The organism is uncultured Idiomarina sp. (genome assembly GCF_964010655.1).
GTDB lineage: Bacteria > Pseudomonadota > Gammaproteobacteria > Enterobacterales > Alteromonadaceae > Idiomarina > Idiomarina baltica.
This window is the reverse complement of record NZ_CAXGLS010000049.1, coordinates 1-16,419: the sequence shown is the minus strand read 5'-3', so window position 1 is coordinate 16,419 and position 16,419 is coordinate 1. Positions and strand designations below refer to the sequence as shown.

Sequence of the window (16,419 nt, the reverse complement as noted above, 5' to 3'; positions counted from 1 at the left end):
CGCTCAGAAACAGGCACTTCTTTCCACGTTTTAAAGGCTTCTCGTGCACTCGCAACAGCAGCTTCCATCTCGTCTTGAGTCGCGCATGGAGCTTCGGCAATCACTTCTTGGGTCGCTGGATTGGTTACTGGAATCCAAGATTCAGTTTTTGAAGCGCGAAACTCTCCGTCGATATACAGAGGCACTTTTTTAGACATAACTCACCTTCTTGTTGTGTTATTTTATAAACCAAATTTTCATAATCCTTAAAAGAGACGCATACCGTGCCACTTTTAATTCTTATTACGTTACTCTGGGCGGCAAGCTTCTCGCTCATCGGCGAGTACCTTGCCGGCCAAGTTGATGGCTATTGGGTCGTATTTATCCGTATGGCACTTGCTTTGTTGACTATCTTGCCATTATTTAAATGGCGTCAACTTAACGCTTACTCGGTTAAAACACTGACTCAACTTGCCGGAATTGGTGCCGTGCAAATCGGCTTAATGTACTTATTTTTGTATCACGCATTTCTCTATTTGAGTGTCGCCGAGGTACTATTGTTCACGATATTCACCCCGCTTTACATTACACTCATCGACGAAATCATTTTAGGGCGCCGCCGCTTACCATTCACTTGGTGGCTCGCCGCGGCGATCTCTGTTTTAGGCGCCGCCATCATTCGCTACCAAGGCCTCAGCACCGACTTTGTCATTGGCTTTGCCCTGATTCAAGCCGCCAACATATGTTTTGGTGCCGGCCAAGTCGCTTACAAACGGCTCGAGCTGGGCTCAACGCAACATCAAATTCAACAATTTGCCGCATTTTTCGCGGGCGCCAGTCTCGTTTCTGGCTTAGGCGTTTTACTCTTTGGTAATCACCAAATGTTACCTAACACGCCATTACAATGGGGCATTTTGTTCTGGCTCGGCATTGTCGCGTCCGGACTTGGCTATCTCGGCTGGAACCTTGCCAGCAAATGGGTCAATACCGGACAGCTCGCTGCCATGAACAATGCCCTAATTCCTGCCGGGATTCTCGTTAACGTGTTGTTTTGGCAACACGATACCGACTGGTTGAGGTGGCTGCTGGGCGCGAGCTTAATTGTTATTGCGGTTGTTTTAGCTTCGCGCCAGCAGATTAACCTCAAACGTTAGTTACATCATTTCAACGGCGAGTGCGACGGCTTCACCACCACCAATACACAATGAGGTAATGCCCCGTTTTTCGCCACGTTGCTTCAATGCATGTAGCAAGGTCACCAACAAACGGGCGCCACTGGCACCAATCGGATGACCGAGTGCACACGCACCGCCATGAACATTAACGCGATTAGCGTCAAGCTTCATTTCGTTGATTGCTAACATGGTGACCATGGCGAAGGCTTCGTTGATTTCCCATAAATCGACGTCTTCTTTGCTCCACCCGACTTGGTTCAACAACGCGTCCATCGCGCCAATAGGCGCCACAGTAAACTCAGCAGGCGCCTGAGAATGAGTTGCATGCCCTTTAACGCGAGCAAGCGGTTTCAAACCGCGCTTAGCAGCCTCACTCTCGCGCATCAATACAAGCGCCGCAGCCCCATCCGAGATTGAGCTTGAGTTGGCAGCTGTAATAGTGCCATCTTTCTTAAACGCAGGACGTAGTTGTGGGATCTTGTCGAGTCGCGCTTTGCCCGGCTGCTCGTCGGTATCTACGGTGACATCACCCTTGCGCGTCGAATACGTCAACGGTGTAATCTCACCTTTGAAGTAACCTTTCTCAATAGCGGCCTGCGCTTTCTCTAGCGAGTTAATCGCAAAGTTATCCATTGCATCGCGGTCAAGACCGTATTTGTCAGCCGTGTCCTGCGCATAACAACCCATAGCTTTGCCTTCGTAGGCATCCTCTAGACCATCAAGCATCATGTGGTCAAACAATTGACCATGTCCCATGCGATACCCGTTACGGCCTTTGTCAAGTAAGTAAGGCGCACGTGACATACTTTCCATACCGCCTGCCACAACAACATCTGCTGAGCCTGCACGAATTAAGTCCGTTGCAAACATCGCTGCTTTTAAGCCCGAACCACAGACTTTATTAATGGTCGTAGCACCTGTGCTTTGCGGTAAACCGGCATATAACATCGCCTGACGTGCGGGCGCTTGACCTAACCCCGCCGGCAGTACGTTACCCATAATGACCTCAGAAACATCGGTTTCTTTGAGGCCGCTATTTCCTAACGCAGCTTTAATCGCAGTAGCCCCTAAATTAGGCGCACTGACTTCACTCAGGCTACCTTGGAAGCCCCCCATTGCTGTCCGGTTTGCGGCAACAATTACGACCGAATCGTTTGACATCTTTCCTCCAATACCACTTTACGTTAACGTAAACTTCCTCTAAGCTTAGATCTTAGGTCAACTAAAAAGCAAGTCTGATGAGTAACAAAATCACTTATACGATCGGCGAATTGGCAAAACAATTTGACATTACGACCCGTTCTATCCGCTTCTACGAAGACGAAGGGTTACTGTCGCCTCGTCGTCAAGGTCAACATCGAATTTACAATAATAAAGATCGCGTCCGTCTAAAACTTATTTTACGTGGCAAGCGGTTAGGTTTCTCGTTAGCTGAAACCCGACGTTTATTTGAGTTGTATGACGCAGACAATAGTTCGGCTGCACAGTTAGAAAAGGTACTTGAATTAATCGCCGAGAAAAAGGCATCACTCAAGCAACAAATGGAAGATATCAACGTATTACTGACTGAGCTCTCGGGTCTTGAGCAACGTTGCCAAGACGAACTTGAGTCAGTGCGAACGACAACCAAGAAAGTAGTCTCATCTCAGGAGTCATTATGATTACGCAATTTAATTCTTTTAACTTTGGCTTAGGCGAAACCGCGGACATGCTTCGTGAAGCAGTCAACGCATTTGCACGCGATGAAATCGCACCTCGTGCAGCTGAAATTGATGAAGCCAATGAGTTTCCAAGTGATTTATGGCGTAAACTCGGGGATATGGGTCTACTCGGTTTGACAGTTGACGAACAGTATGGCGGCTCAGGTATGGGTTACCTTGAACACGTCATCGCGATGGAAGAAATAAGTCGCGCATCAGCCTCTGTCGGCTTAAGTTACGGTGCTCATTCAAACCTGTGCGTTAACCAAATCGCACGCAACGGCAACGAAGAACAGAAACAAAAATACTTACCTAAGCTCTGTACCGGTGAACATGTAGGCGCGCTCGCGATGAGCGAACCTAATGCGGGTTCGGACGTGGTCAGCATGAAACTGAAAGCCGAGAAAAAAGGCGACAAGTACGTACTGAACGGCAACAAAATGTGGATTACGAATGGTCCCGATGCCGACGTTTTTGTGATTTATGCGAAAACCGATGCCGAAAAAGCCTCGCGTGGTATCACCGCATTTATCGTTGAGAAAAACACCCCAGGATTTAGCCAAGCCCAAAAGCTCGACAAACTTGGAATGCGCGGTTCAAATACCTGCGAATTAGTATTCGAAGATGCTGAAGTGCCTGCTGAAAACATTCTAGGCGAACTCAATGGCGGCGTTGAAGTATTAATGAGTGGTTTGGATTACGAGCGCGCGGTACTTGCGGCAGGTCCACTGGGCATCATGCAAGCGTGTCTAGATGCCGTCGTACCGTACATCCATGATCGTAACCAATTCGGCAAAGCGATTGGTGAGTTCCAATTGGTACAGGGTAAGGTTGCGGACATGTACACGCGCACTAACGCAGCGCGTGCTTACGTTTACGCGGTGGCGCAATCGTGCGACCGTGGTGAAACCACGCGCAAAGACGCAGCGGGTGCAATACTTTATGCAGCCGAGCTAGCGACTCAACTTGCTCTTGATGCGATTCAATTGCTCGGTGGTAACGGCTACATTAACGAATACCCGACTGGACGTCTGTTACGTGATGCCAAACTTTATGAAATTGGTGCCGGTACGTCAGAAATCCGCCGTATGCTGATTGGTCGTGAGTTGTTCAACGAGTCCAAATAAAAGGAGACGCTGTGGCTATTCTTGCAAGCAAAGTCAACACCCGCGACGAGCAGTTCAAAGCGAACTATGAATCGATGCAAGCGGTCGTTGATGACGTGAACGCTAAAGTCGAACAAATTAAACAAGGCGGCGGTCCTAAATATCAAGAGCGTCACTTGTCGCGCGGTAAACTGTTACCGCGCCAACGTATTAATAAGCTGCTTGACGCTGGTTCAGCGTTTTTAGAAATCGGTCAGTTCGCTGCATGGGACGTGTATGACGATTATGTGCCGGCGGCCGGTGTCGTCGCGGGTATTGGTCGCGTCGAAGGCGTTGAGTGCATGATCGTTGCTAACGATGCAACGGTAAAAGGCGGTACTTATTATCCGTTAACCGTTAAGAAGCATCTGCGCGCGCAAGAAATTGCCGAACGATGCCATTTGCCGTGTATTTACTTAGTCGACTCAGGCGGAGCCAACCTACCGCGTCAGGATGATGTATTCCCAGATAAAGATCACTTTGGTCGCATCTTTTTTAATCAAGCCAACATGTCAGCTAAGGGCATTCCACAGATCGCGGTTGTCATGGGTCTATGTACAGCTGGCGGTGCTTATGTGCCTGCTATGGCCGACGAGAGCGTGATTGTAAAAGAGCAAGGCACTATTTTTCTTGCCGGTCCGCCATTAGTTAAAGCGGCAACGGGCGAGGAAGTCAGCGCCGAAGAACTCGGTGGTGCCGATGTACACACGCGGGTTTCAGGTGTTGCCGATCACTTTGCCCATAACGACGAGCATGCTTTGGCATTAGCGCGCCGTTCAGTGGCACGATTAAACCGTCCTGCACCGACTCAGTTAGATCAACGCGAAAGCAAACCGCCGCGTTATGATGCAAAAGAACTCTATGGCATCGTTGGCACCGATTTACGTAAGCCTTACGATGTTCACGAAGTGATTGCGCGTGTCGTGGATGACTCTGATTTTGATGAGTTTAAAGCGAACTACGGTACCACGCTGGTGACGGGCTTTGCGCGTATTCACGGGTACCCCGTCGGTATCGTGGCAAATAACGGTATTTTATTCTCCGAAAGTGCACAAAAAGGTGCACATTTTATTGAGTTGTGCGCGCAGCGTAAAATTCCTCTCGTGTTCTTGCAAAACATCACCGGTTTTATGGTCGGAAAAAAATATGAAGCCGAGGGTATCGCTAAGCATGGGGCTAAGATGGTCATGGCTGTATCCTGTGCCAAAGTACCTAAGTTTACCGTGCTGATTGGCGGGAGCTATGGTGCAGGTAACTACGGCATGTGCGGACGTGCCTACGATCCGACCCTGATGTTTATGTGGCCAAACGCACGTATTTCGGTAATGGGTGGTGAACAGGCCGCCGGTGTAATGGCTCAAGTCACCAAGGACAACCTTGCACGTAAAGGCGAGCAACTGAGTGCGGAAGATGAAGCCAAGCTGAAGCAGCCGATTGTTGAGCAATACGAAAAACAAGGTCACCCTTACTACGCCTCGGGCCGTTTGTGGGATGACGGTATTATCGATCCAGCACAAACGCGCGATGTGCTCGGCCTTAGTATCGCCGCTTCACTTAACGCACCAATTGAAGACAGCCAGTTCGGCGTATTCCGGATGTAAGGAGAGCAATCATGAGTGAATACACTGAATTTTCAATCGATTCTCGTGGCGTCGCTTGGCTTACCTTGAACCGTCCAGAAGTGCACAATGCCTTCGACGATAAAATGATCGCTGAGCTCGTTGCCGCATTAACTGAAGTTGAGGAGTCTGAACAGGCGCGCGTTTTAGTATTGCGTTCCAATGGCAAAAACTTTTCCGCGGGCGCCGACTTAAACTGGATGCGCTCCATGGCGGATAAGGATTATCAAGAAAATATCGATGATGCCGCTGGTCTCGATCGCTTAATGAGCCAACTTGATCAGTTAAGCAAACCCACCATCGCACTCGTGCAAGGCGCTGCGTTTGGCGGCGCTGTTGGCTTAGCCGCCTGTTGCGACATGGTTTTAGCACAACCCAAAAGCAGTTTTTGCCTGAGCGAAGTCAAAATCGGCCTCATCCCCGCAGTGATAAGCCCCTATGTCGTACGTGTTATGGGTGAACGCCAAGCGCGTCGTTATATGTTGACCGCCGAACGTTTCTTTGCCGAAAAAGCCTTGCAAGCAGGATTAGTCACTGAAATTGTTGAAGAATTTGAAGACACCTTGCCATCACTTCTTGAGGCACTATTAAACAATTCACCACAAGCCTTGGGCGCGTGTAAACGCCTTATTCGTGGCGTTGCACACCAACCCACGAGTGAACAGGTGCGCCAATTTACTATTGAAGAAATTGCAAAAATTCGCGTATCAGATGAAGGTCAAGAAGGCCTCACTGCATTTTTAGAAAAACGCGCGCCGCAGTGGCAAAGCAAAAGTTAACGGGATTATTTATGATTCAATCACTTCTTATTGCAAACCGTGGTGAAATCGCTTGCCGTGTTATCGAAACGGCACGCCAAATGGGTATCCGCACCATTGCGGTATACTCGGCTGCGGACGCACAGGCACGGCATACGCAACTTGCTGACGAAGCCTATTACATTGGTCCGGCACCGAGCAACGAAAGTTACTTAAAGGCAGACACGATTATCAACGTCGCAAAATCTGCCGGCGCCGATGCTATCCATCCAGGTTACGGTTTTTTATCTGAGAATGAATCGTTTGCTGAACTCTGTCAGCAGAATGATATTATTTTTGTCGGTCCACCGGTTTCGGCGATTGCTGCAATGGGGTCTAAAAGTGCCGCTAAAGCCATTATGGAAGAAGCGGGTGTGCCTTTAGTTCCGGGTTATCATGGTAGCGAACAAGACGAAGACACGCTATTTGACAAAGCTAAAGAGGTTGGCTTCCCACTGCTTTTAAAAGCCGCTTATGGCGGTGGTGGTAAAGGTATGCGCGTGGTCGAATCGGAGCAGGATTTTAAATCTGCACTGAGTTCGGCAAAACGTGAAGCGAAATCATCGTTTGGCAATGACAAAGTCTTGTTTGAGCGCTTTATCCGTAATCCACGCCACGTAGAGATCCAAGTATTCTGCGACCAGCATGGCAACGCGGTATACCTTGCAGAACGGGATTGTTCGGTACAACGCCGTCACCAAAAAGTCATTGAAGAGGCTCCTGCACCGGCGTTATCGGAAACAACCCGTCAGGCGATGGGTGAAGCTGCCGTCAAAGCAGCAAAAGCTATTGACTACGTGGGTGCAGGCACGGTTGAGTTTTTATACGACGCCAGTGGCGAGTTTTTCTTCATGGAAATGAATACTCGCTTACAAGTCGAACACCCCGTAACAGAGATGATTACCGGCTTAGACTTAGTCGAATGGCAGCTCATGGTCGCCTCTGGGGACAGCTTACCGTTGACGCAAGACGCCGTCACCGTTAACGGTCATGCTTTCGAAGCGCGTATTTATGCAGAAGACCCTGCCAACGACTTTTTACCGAGCACGGGCACGATCCGTCACCTTCGTACCCCAGCAGTCAATGCCGGCGTGCGTATCGATACGGGTGTCGAGCAAGGTGATGAAATCTCGAGTTTCTACGATCCGATGATCGCCAAATTGATTGTTTGGGATACTGACCGAGATCGCGCCTTACTGAAGTTACAACGCGCTTTGAAGCAGTACCGTGTGACGGGCTTGCATACAAATATTGAGTTTTTACACCGGTTAGCAAGCCATCCAGCATTTATGCGCATGGATCTCACGACTGAATTTATCCAGCAGTATGAACAATCGTTATTCCCAGAGTCGACCCAAGATCTTAATTGGGTACGCACTGAAGCGGCAGTATTTGATGTATTACAACGTCAAACGCAAATCAACACCAACAATAGTCCGTGGAATCGTGCTGATGCACTGCGCTTGAATGAAGCCGCCGTGCACGTGGTTGAATTCAGTGACGGCGAAGAACTGAATCATGTTGAGCTCGAGCAAACAGATAATGGCTTTAGCGTGACAATTGGCGAAGAGCGCTTTGCCATCCAAGCGAGTATCCGAGATGATCAGCTCAACGTTGTTGTGAACGGTCATCGCTATCAGCGCTACATTGCGACCTGTGATGACACACTCACTGTATTTACCGAGCAAGGTCCAGTGACACTGCATCGCCATAAGGTGGCTGATACCTTGGTCGATGACAACGCCGGTGGAGGCCTGGTCGCGCCGATGAATGGCACAATCACAGATGTTTTGGTCAGCAAAGGCGACCACGTTGAGAAAGACCAAGCCCTTGTCATCATGGAAGCAATGAAGATGGAGTACACCATTAAAGCACATTGCGCAGGTGAAGTAACTGACGTATTTTTTGCCTCGGGTGACTTAGTGAGTGATGGTGACGAACTCGTTGCTATTGCCGAGAAGGAGTAAGCATGTTTAAACGCAGCGCTATGCCGGATGAAGTCAATATCGTCGAAGTCGGTCCACGCGATGGCTTACAAAATGAAGTGGCGGTTCCGACCGCCGCTAAAATAGAGCTGATTAATGCCCTGTCTAAAACGGGCCTAAAATATATAGAAAGCGCTAGTTTTGTCAGCCCGAAGTGGGTGCCACAGATGGCCGACAGTGGCGAGATCATGGAACAGATAGAACGTCACTCTGGGATTACTTACTCCGCTCTGACACCCAATCTAAAAGGATTGGAGAACGCGCTCGCGGTGAATACTGATGAGGTTGCCGTTTTTGGTGCCGCATCAGAACAATTTAGTCAGCGTAATATCAACTGTTCTATCGACGAGTCACTGGAGCGCTTTCGTCCGGTAATCAGCCAAGCACGACAAGCGAATGTACGCGTTCGCGGCTACGTCTCGTGTGTTCTAGGCTGTCCTTACCAAGGCGATGTACCACTCAAAGATGTCGCACATGTAGCGCAGCAATTGATCGAAATGGGCTGTTACGAAGTGTCTCTTGGCGACACAATTGGTGTCGGTACACCGCTACAAGCGGCTGAAATGGTTAAAGCCGTGCTTGAGGTAGTGCCGGCGGATCAGTTGGCGTTGCACTTTCACAATACGTACGGGCAGGCTTTGGCTAATATTCTTGCCTGTTTGGAGCTCGGCGTGAATACCGTTGATAGTGCGGTGGCAGGCTTAGGCGGTTGCCCTTACGCAAAAGGCGCCAGCGGTAATGTGGCGACCGAAGATGTGGTATACATGTTAAACGGAATGGGTATTAAAACGGGCGTCGAGCTTGATGCACTCGTCCGTGCAGGTGCTGATATTTGTCAGCACCTTGAACATGGCCCTCGCTCTCAAGTGGCACTCGCAGAACTGGCAAAAAAAGGATAATTAACATGGCAGCAGAACGACTTTGGCAACCCAGTGCGGATCAAATCGCTGAAGCGCGCATGAGCGATTTCCTGCAACAGATAAACGTGCATAATGACGCGGGTCTTGCGAATTATCACGAACTCTATCAGTGGTCGATTGATAACAACGAAGCATTTTGGTCGCTGATTTGGGATTACTTTGATGTGATTGGCGACAAGGGCGACGTCATTGTTCAAGATAAAGACAAGCTTCCAGGTGCCAAGTGGTTTCCAGAGGCTGAGTTGAACTTTGCGGAAAACCTACTGCGCCATAAAGATAACCACAGCGCACTGGTATTTCGCGGCGAGAACGGTGAGCGCCAAGAGCTCAGCTATGAAGCACTCTACTTGCAAGTTGCTCGTGCTGCACATGCACTAAAAACGCAGGGTGTATCGAGTGGCGATCGTGTCGCAGGAATGATGCCCAATTGCATTGAAACCATCGTAATGATGCTTGCCACAACGAGCTTAGGTGCAATTTGGTCATCCTGTTCACCGGATTTTGGTGTGCAAGGTGTACTCGACCGTTTTGGCCAGATTGAACCGAAAGTCCTGATTACAGTCGATGGCTACTTTTATAACAAAAAGAATCTCAATATAAAGGATAAAGTAAGCGAAATTGCAGACAACTTGCCGACTGTTGAGCATTTGGTACTTGTTAACTTTAGCGGTCAGTCAGAGGTGGTCGATGACGCTCGCATGGTGCGTTACGAGGATTTCCTAGATAATGATGCTAGCCATATTGATTTTGTAAGAAAGCCGTTCAACCATCCGGTCTATATTATGTTTTCTTCAGGTACCACAGGCGTGCCTAAATGTATTGTTCACGGTGCTGGCGGCACGTTATTACAACATTACAAAGAACACGGCTTGCATACTGACTTAGGTCGTGAAGATACGCTGTTCTACTTTACAACCTGTGGCTGGATGATGTGGAACTGGCTGGTCAGCGGGCTCGCATTAGGTGCTAAGTTAGTCTTGTTTGATGGTTCACCATTCGCTCCTAAACCGGAAGTGCTTTGGGATATTGCCGACGAAGAGCACATCAGCGTGTTCGGTACCAGTGCAAAATATTTATCTGCGCTAGAAAAAGCCGATGTCAAACCGCGTCAATCTCACGAGCTAAAAGCATTGCGGAGCATATTGACCACAGGCTCAGTCTTGCCTCCAGAAAGTTTTGACTACGTCTACCGTGATATTAAAACTGACCTTTGCTTATCATCAATTTCAGGTGGAACCGACATTGTTTCGTGTTTCGCCCTAGGCTGCCCTATCCTGCCGGTTTATCGCGGTGAGTTACAATGTCGAGGACTCGGTTTAGCGGTCAATGTGTACAATGATCAAGGCGAAGCTGTTAAACAACAAAAAGGCGAGTTGGTGTGCGAGAATTCATTTCCCAATATGCCCGTTGGGTTCTGGGGTGATGACGATGGCCAACGCTATTTTAACGCCTACTTTGCACGCTTCGATAACATCTGGGCACACGGCGACTTTGCCGAGTTAACCGAACATGACGGCGTAATTATTTACGGTCGGTCGGATGCAGTACTTAACCCAGGTGGTGTACGCATTGGCACAGCCGAGATTTACCGCCAAGTTGAGAAGGTGGACGTTGTGCTAGAGAGCATTGCTATCGGTCAACAATGGGACGACGATGAGCGCGTCGTACTATTTGTGCGTCTCCGTGAGGGTGCGCAGCTTGACGATGCTTTGGTAAAAACGATCAAGCAAACGATTCGCGCAAACGCTACCCCTAGACACGTGCCTGCGGTTATATTACAAGTGAACGATATTCCAAGAACCATTAGTGGTAAGATCGTTGAACTTGCGGTTCGTAACGTTGTGCATGGGCAACCCGTACAAAATACCGATGCGTTGGCGAACCCCGATGCCTTGAACGAATTTAAGGATCGTCCAGAGCTCAGTCGTTAAGAGAGTCTAATTCATGCGTTTAAAGCTTTTTGCGGGTGCCAAGCAAGCCGTTATTACCATAGTAACAGGGGTCTTAATCTCAATCATCGCGTTCTCCTATGTACGCTATCTAGAGAATATAGATGCACGCGAGGCACTTGAAAACGAAGCTTATAATATTCAGCGCGAGGTTCGACAAAACTTGGTGGCGCACTTATACGCCACTGAGTTGTTCGCGCGTGAGTTAAAGCAGAGTAAACAAGAGCTCGATGATAGATGGAACGACGATGCGAATATTATCTCACTCTATTATCAAAGTATCACCGCTATGGTGTGGTTATCCCCCGATTTAGTCATTCAAAAATACTATCCGCCCGATCGTCAAGCTCAATTATTAGGCACGCCTTTCAAAGGTTCTGAACTGACAACGACACTCCTTAAGTCTGAGGGTAATCAGCATGCGATGATAGGTAGTGCCGGTAACTTAGGGCGAATCGGTAGCGACATTGTTATGTTTTCGCGCATCGAAAATGCCTCGCGCCAAGGCTTTTTAGGATTGATCATTAGTCTGCAAGATTTATTAAATAATGTCATTCGGCAGAATATTTCTGAAGGTTATCAAGTAGCTATTAGTCGCGACGGTCAGACGCTCTATCAGTTTGCCGGTGACGTCACCTTGCGAGACCAATGGGCCGTTAGCCGTACGCTTCAGCTGCTAGGCTCACAATGGCAATTGCATGTGTGGATGACGCCCGCACGGCTTGCAGAGGAACGACAAGGGCTTGCCCTCACCTTGTTATTTACCGGGTTATTCATCACGGCGATGCTGACCTTGGTGTTCTATATTGTTGCTCAAAGCCGATACAAAGCCCAGCAACTCGCAGATGCGAACATCGAACTTTATTCAGAAATCGACGAGCGAGAGCGCGTTGAAAAAGAAATCGCATATCTTGCTGAACACGACGCCCTGACGCGTCTAATAAACCGCAATGCGTTAATGCGAATTCTTTCCGAATGGCTCGCTGATGACGCCAAGAACGGCCTTACTGCAATATTATTTATTGATTTGGATCGCTTTAAAGAAGTCAATGACGCGCTCGGTCATACCGTTGGCGATGAACTGATCAAGCGGGTAGCTCGCCGCATCAAAAAGCTAGCGCCCAATGAAGCTGTGTTGGCTCGTTCGGGCGGGGACGAGTTTCTATTGGCCGTACCTCACTCGACATCCCGTGAGCACATCCTGACGCTTGCCGATCAATTATTGCAAGCACTCGACGCTCATTTCTATGTCGATGAATACGAGCTATTCATTAGTGCATCCATTGGCATCGCATTCGCTGAAGATGCGGACAATAATCCCGAGTATTTAATTCGAAATGCTGATACGGCTCTTTATCAAGCAAAAGATAATGGCCGCAACACCTATCACATATATAGCCAAGCAGTGCATCGCGATTTGGCAAAAAAATTAGAAATGGTCAAACAGCTACGTCATGCAGTAGAGCAAGAGGCTTTAGAAGTTTATTATCAGCCGAAAGTAGAGTTACTTGGCCACCGAATTACAGGCCTTGAGGCGCTCGTACGTTGGGTAAAAGATGATGGTACAGTGATTGGTCCTGACCAATTTATTCCTATCGCCGAGGATACAGGCTTAATTATACCACTATCCGAGTACGTCATGCGGACCGCCTGTAACCAACTTAAACGGTGGCACGAAATGGGCTTCAATGATCTCACAATGGCAATCAATATCTCGGGTAAGCAGTTACATCTGCCTGACTTAGTTGACACCATTGTTGATAATGTAAGCGAAGCACGACTATCATCCAAATGTATTGAGTTAGAACTCACGGAACAAGTGTTTATCGAAAATATACAATCGCACACCAACTTTATGCACTCCGTGCGTGAGCATGGTATGTCGCTTGCTATCGATGATTTTGGCGTCGGCTATTCGTCGTTGTCTTACCTGAAAAACTTTCCAGTGACTTCGCTCAAGATTGATCGCTCATTCGTGCGCGATCTGCCAGACAACGAAGACGATGCAGTTATCGTTCAAACCATTATAAATTTAGCGAAAAACCTAAATATTCAATTAGTCGCTGAGGGTATTGAAACCAGCGAGCAAGTCGAGTTTTTATTAAGTAGAGACTGTGGCATAGGACAAGGCTACTTATTCAGCCGACCCGTCCCCGCAGACGAAATTACACAGCTATTGCAAAACTATCATGGCCTGATGCCGATTGATATCAGCTCATGATTATGGAGGTTAACGTGGAACGCGAAAGTATGGACTTTGACGTTGTCATCGTGGGCGCCGGTCCATCTGGGCTGGCGGCAGCATGTCGACTAGGGCAACTTGCTCAAGAGAATGAGCAAGAACTGATGATTTGTGTGGTTGAAAAAGGTGCTGATATTGGTGCTCACATATTGTCAGGTGCCGTATTTGAGCCGCGCGCAATGAACGAACTCTTCCCAGATTGGAAGGAACGCGGTGCGCCGCTCAATACAGCCGTCACAGAAGATGAAATACTGCTATTAAATGATGCGCAAAATAGTCGTAAATTACCGCATATTGCAGTACCGAAAACCTTCCATAACGAAGGTAATTACATCGTTAGCATGGGTAACATTTGCCGTTGGTTAGCGGAGCAAGCTGAAAGCCTAGGTATCGAAATTTTTCCGGGATTTGCCGCAAGTGAGTTAATTAAAAACGAAGACGGTAGTATTGGCGGTGTTATCACTGGCGATATGGGCGTTGCAAAAGATGGCTCAGAAAAAGATGGCTACATGCCAGGCATGGAGTTGCGTGCAAAATACACGCTTTTTGCTGAAGGCTGTCGTGGTCATTTAGGCAAACAATTATTGCAACAATTTCAACTCGATAAAGACGCGACTCCACAACATTTCGGTATCGGCTTTAAAGAAATCTGGGATATTCCGGCTGAACAACACAAGCCGGGTAAAGTTGTACATACCGCAGGCTGGCCTCTTAATGACAACGGTTCAGGAGGGGGGTATTTATATCATGCCGATGATGGTCAGGTGTATGTCGGTTTAATTATCGACTTGAACTATAAGAATCCTTATCTCAACCCATTCCAAGAGTTTCAGCGATTCAAAACCCACCCTGCGATTAAAGCGGTATTAGAAAATGGTAAGCGTGTGACATACGGCGCACGAGCGATCGCTAAAGGGGGTTATTATTCATTACCTAAGATGACTTTCCCAGGCGGAATTCTATTAGGTTGTAATGCCGGCACGCTGAACTTTTCTAAGATAAAAGGTAATCACACGGCGATGAAGTCTGGCATGCTTGCGGCAGAAACGGTATTTAAAGCGCTCGCTGAGGGCAAGCAGCATGATGACTTGGAAGCCTATAAAAACGCATTTGAGAAGTCATGGGTATTTGATGAGTTGTACCGCTCACGTAATTTCGGTGGCGCAGTTCACAAATTAGGTACGGTACTAGGTGGTGCTTACAATACGCTTGACCAAAACTATTTCGGTGGCAAATTACCATTTAAATTTAAAGAGTGGACGCCCGACTATAAATGCACGGAAAAGGCAAGTCATTATCAGCCGATAGATTATCCTAAGCCAGATAATAAATTGACGTTTGATCGTTTGTCGTCGGTTTTCTTATCCAATACTAACCATGCTGAAGATCAGCCGTGCCACTTGAAATTAAAAGATGCGGATATTCCCTTAACTGTCAACTTACCTGAATACGCTGAGCCTGCACAACGTTATTGCCCAGCGGGGGTTTACGAAGTCGTAGAAGAAGATGGTAAAGATGTGTTTAAGATTAATGCACAAAACTGCATCCATTGTAAAACCTGCGATATAAAAGATCCGAGTCAAAATATTACTTGGGTAGTCCCTGAGGGGGGTGGCGGCCCGACTTACCCCAATATGTAATTCAATTGAAAAAAAAGCGAGCTTAGCTCGCTTTTTTTATGTTTATAAATAAACAGCTAATCCAATTGTAATATATCTCGTATTTAGCATTTACTTATAGAATTACCAGTGAGAATTGTTTTATAAACACTGCACCCATTACTTAATTATCGGAGATGAATCCATGAGCGAGTTTATTAATATAATTTCACACGAACGTCGTTTGAACGCAGCCCTTAAAGAATTAGATTTAAACGAGCTATATGACATTCAAAAGAAACTCTCAAATGTAATCAGCAAGCGTGAAGAAGACGCACTCGAACAAGAAAAAGCACTTGAAGAAAAACGTCAGAAAGTCGCCGAACTTAAGCGCAACATGCAAGAAGCCGGCATTGATATTTCTGACATTTTAGAAGATGAAATTGGTGGTGATAAACTCGTATCACCAAAACGTAAGCGCGCACCTAAACCCCCTAAGTATGAATTTAAAGACGAAAACGGCGAGTTAAAAACTTGGACAGGTCAGGGGCGTATGCCTAAAGCACTACAAAACGCGTTGGACAACGGTCGTGCACTTGAAGAGTTTTTGATAAAGTAGTGAAAAGTATTTAATTGGAGAATGTCATTGGGGATTCGAATACTCTTAGCAGTTGTGTTTTGCAGTGCATTGATGGCTGGATGTTCAACTGGTAACCAATATGGTTCACAAGAATCTGCTCTAAGAGCCCTCAATGTCGCCCCCAATGATGTTGAGCTGCATGACCAGCAGCTCAACCCGAATCACCATAAGATCTTGAGTGTTGTTACTGGAGATAGTTGCCAAGCAACCTTTCGTGGCGCCCCTGCTTCAACTCTAGATGCTCAACAAGCACTTCGTAACGATGCAGCACGTTTCAATGCGACAGATGTATTCGCTGTACAGTGCTTTAATATTCCGACAGATTCAAGCGCTCGGTGTTACACTCAAGTCAGTTGCGTTGGCAAGGCGATAGTACCAAAGCAGTAACTGTCGCCACGCCAATGCGTTAATTCAATTCCACAAAATCTAGGGTAATATCGCCTACTCCGACTTCCGCTTTAATGCGATATTCACCCGAACTCGTCAACTCACTCTCTGAGGTCATTAATACGCGCTCGCGATTCGAGTTTCCACGCACCGAACCGCGGATACGGGTGTCACCAATGCCGGCTTCGGCTTTTACTCGCTCTACGTCACTACCGTGCAATACTAAGTCAATCTCACCCACGCCCACTTCAAAAGAGGCATTAGTGGTATACAGTTCGCCAGA

Annotated in this window: 14 protein-coding genes and 1 pseudogene; 12 read left to right on the top strand and 3 right to left on the bottom strand. The window is 47.6% G+C overall.

Annotation, left to right across the window (positions count from 1 at the left end; all coding sequences use genetic code 11):
* Window positions 1-197, bottom strand: a 197-nt coding sequence (locus tag ABNS04_RS10725) for an aldehyde dehydrogenase family protein (protein WP_348671468.1), incomplete at its 3' end; no start/stop codon positions are given.
* 66 nt (window positions 198-263) lie between these two features.
* Between ABNS04_RS10725 and ABNS04_RS10720 the strand changes: the two genes are divergently transcribed.
* Window positions 264-1,133: an EamA family transporter gene (locus ABNS04_RS10720; RefSeq protein ID WP_348671466.1), complete on the top strand. Its 870-nt coding sequence runs from the start codon at window positions 264-266 to the stop codon at window positions 1,131-1,133.
* Here ABNS04_RS10720 and ABNS04_RS10715 read toward each other — a convergent pair whose 3' ends face one another.
* The gene (locus ABNS04_RS10715; RefSeq protein ID WP_006955270.1) at window positions 1,134-2,315 is read right to left on the bottom strand and encodes an acetyl-CoA C-acyltransferase; all 1,182 of its coding nucleotides are present in this window, start codon (window positions 2,313-2,315) and stop codon (window positions 1,134-1,136) included.
* A gap of 77 nt (window positions 2,316-2,392) precedes the next feature.
* On the opposite strand from ABNS04_RS10715, the gene ABNS04_RS10710 reads away from it, so the two are divergent.
* From ABNS04_RS10710 to rcsF, 11 genes are all read left to right on the top strand, one after another.
* Window positions 2,393-2,815, top strand: coding sequence for a MerR family DNA-binding transcriptional regulator (locus ABNS04_RS10710; protein WP_006955269.1), 423 nt, complete (start codon window positions 2,393-2,395; stop codon window positions 2,813-2,815).
* A complete protein-coding gene (locus tag ABNS04_RS10705; protein ID WP_006955268.1) occupies window positions 2,812-3,981 on the top strand; it encodes an isovaleryl-CoA dehydrogenase in 1,170 nt (389 codons plus the stop codon). The genes ABNS04_RS10710 and ABNS04_RS10705 overlap by 4 nt, the downstream gene beginning before the upstream one ends.
* 11 nt (window positions 3,982-3,992) lie before the next feature.
* Complete coding sequence (locus tag ABNS04_RS10700) at window positions 3,993-5,600, top strand: carboxyl transferase domain-containing protein (RefSeq protein ID WP_006955267.1); 1,608 nt, start codon at window positions 3,993-3,995, stop codon at window positions 5,598-5,600.
* An 11-nt stretch (window positions 5,601-5,611) separates the two neighbouring features.
* A complete protein-coding gene (locus ABNS04_RS10695) occupies window positions 5,612-6,397 on the top strand; it encodes an enoyl-CoA hydratase/isomerase family protein (RefSeq protein ID WP_272977635.1) in 786 nt (261 codons plus the stop codon).
* A gap of 11 nt (window positions 6,398-6,408) precedes the next feature.
* On the top strand, window positions 6,409-8,382 hold the full coding sequence (locus ABNS04_RS10690; RefSeq protein ID WP_272977636.1) for an acetyl/propionyl/methylcrotonyl-CoA carboxylase subunit alpha: 1,974 nt from the start codon (window positions 6,409-6,411) through the stop codon (window positions 8,380-8,382).
* Between the two features lie 2 nt (window positions 8,383-8,384).
* On the top strand, window positions 8,385-9,299 hold the full coding sequence (locus ABNS04_RS10685) for a hydroxymethylglutaryl-CoA lyase (protein ID WP_272977637.1): 915 nt from the start codon (window positions 8,385-8,387) through the stop codon (window positions 9,297-9,299).
* Window positions 9,300-9,304: 5 nt separating this feature from the next.
* Complete coding sequence (locus ABNS04_RS10680; RefSeq protein WP_272977638.1) at window positions 9,305-11,251, top strand: acetoacetate--CoA ligase; 1,947 nt, start codon at window positions 9,305-9,307, stop codon at window positions 11,249-11,251.
* Window positions 11,252-11,264: 13 nt separating this feature from the next.
* Window positions 11,265-13,490 (top strand): EAL domain-containing protein, encoded by a 2,226-nt coding sequence (locus tag ABNS04_RS10675; protein WP_272977639.1) that lies wholly within the window; start codon window positions 11,265-11,267, stop codon window positions 13,488-13,490.
* Window positions 13,491-13,504: 14 nt separating this feature from the next.
* Window positions 13,505-15,151, top strand: a complete 1,647-nt coding sequence (locus ABNS04_RS10670; protein WP_272977640.1) for an electron transfer flavoprotein-ubiquinone oxidoreductase — start codon at window positions 13,505-13,507, stop codon at window positions 15,149-15,151.
* A gap of 163 nt (window positions 15,152-15,314) precedes the next feature.
* Window positions 15,315-15,728 carry an H-NS family nucleoid-associated regulatory protein gene (locus ABNS04_RS10665; RefSeq protein WP_006955260.1) on the top strand — a complete coding sequence of 138 codons (414 nt, stop codon included), beginning with the start codon at window positions 15,315-15,317 and terminating at the stop codon, window positions 15,726-15,728.
* Between the two features lie 72 nt (window positions 15,729-15,800).
* Window positions 15,801-16,136 carry an Rcs stress response system protein RcsF gene (gene rcsF / locus ABNS04_RS10660; protein WP_272977641.1) on the top strand — a complete coding sequence of 112 codons (336 nt, stop codon included), beginning with the start codon at window positions 15,801-15,803 and terminating at the stop codon, window positions 16,134-16,136.
* Window positions 16,137-16,155: 19 nt separating this feature from the next.
* Here rcsF and ABNS04_RS10655 read toward each other — a convergent pair.
* Window positions 16,156-16,419, bottom strand: a pseudogene (locus ABNS04_RS10655) (hypothetical protein); the annotation flags it as partial.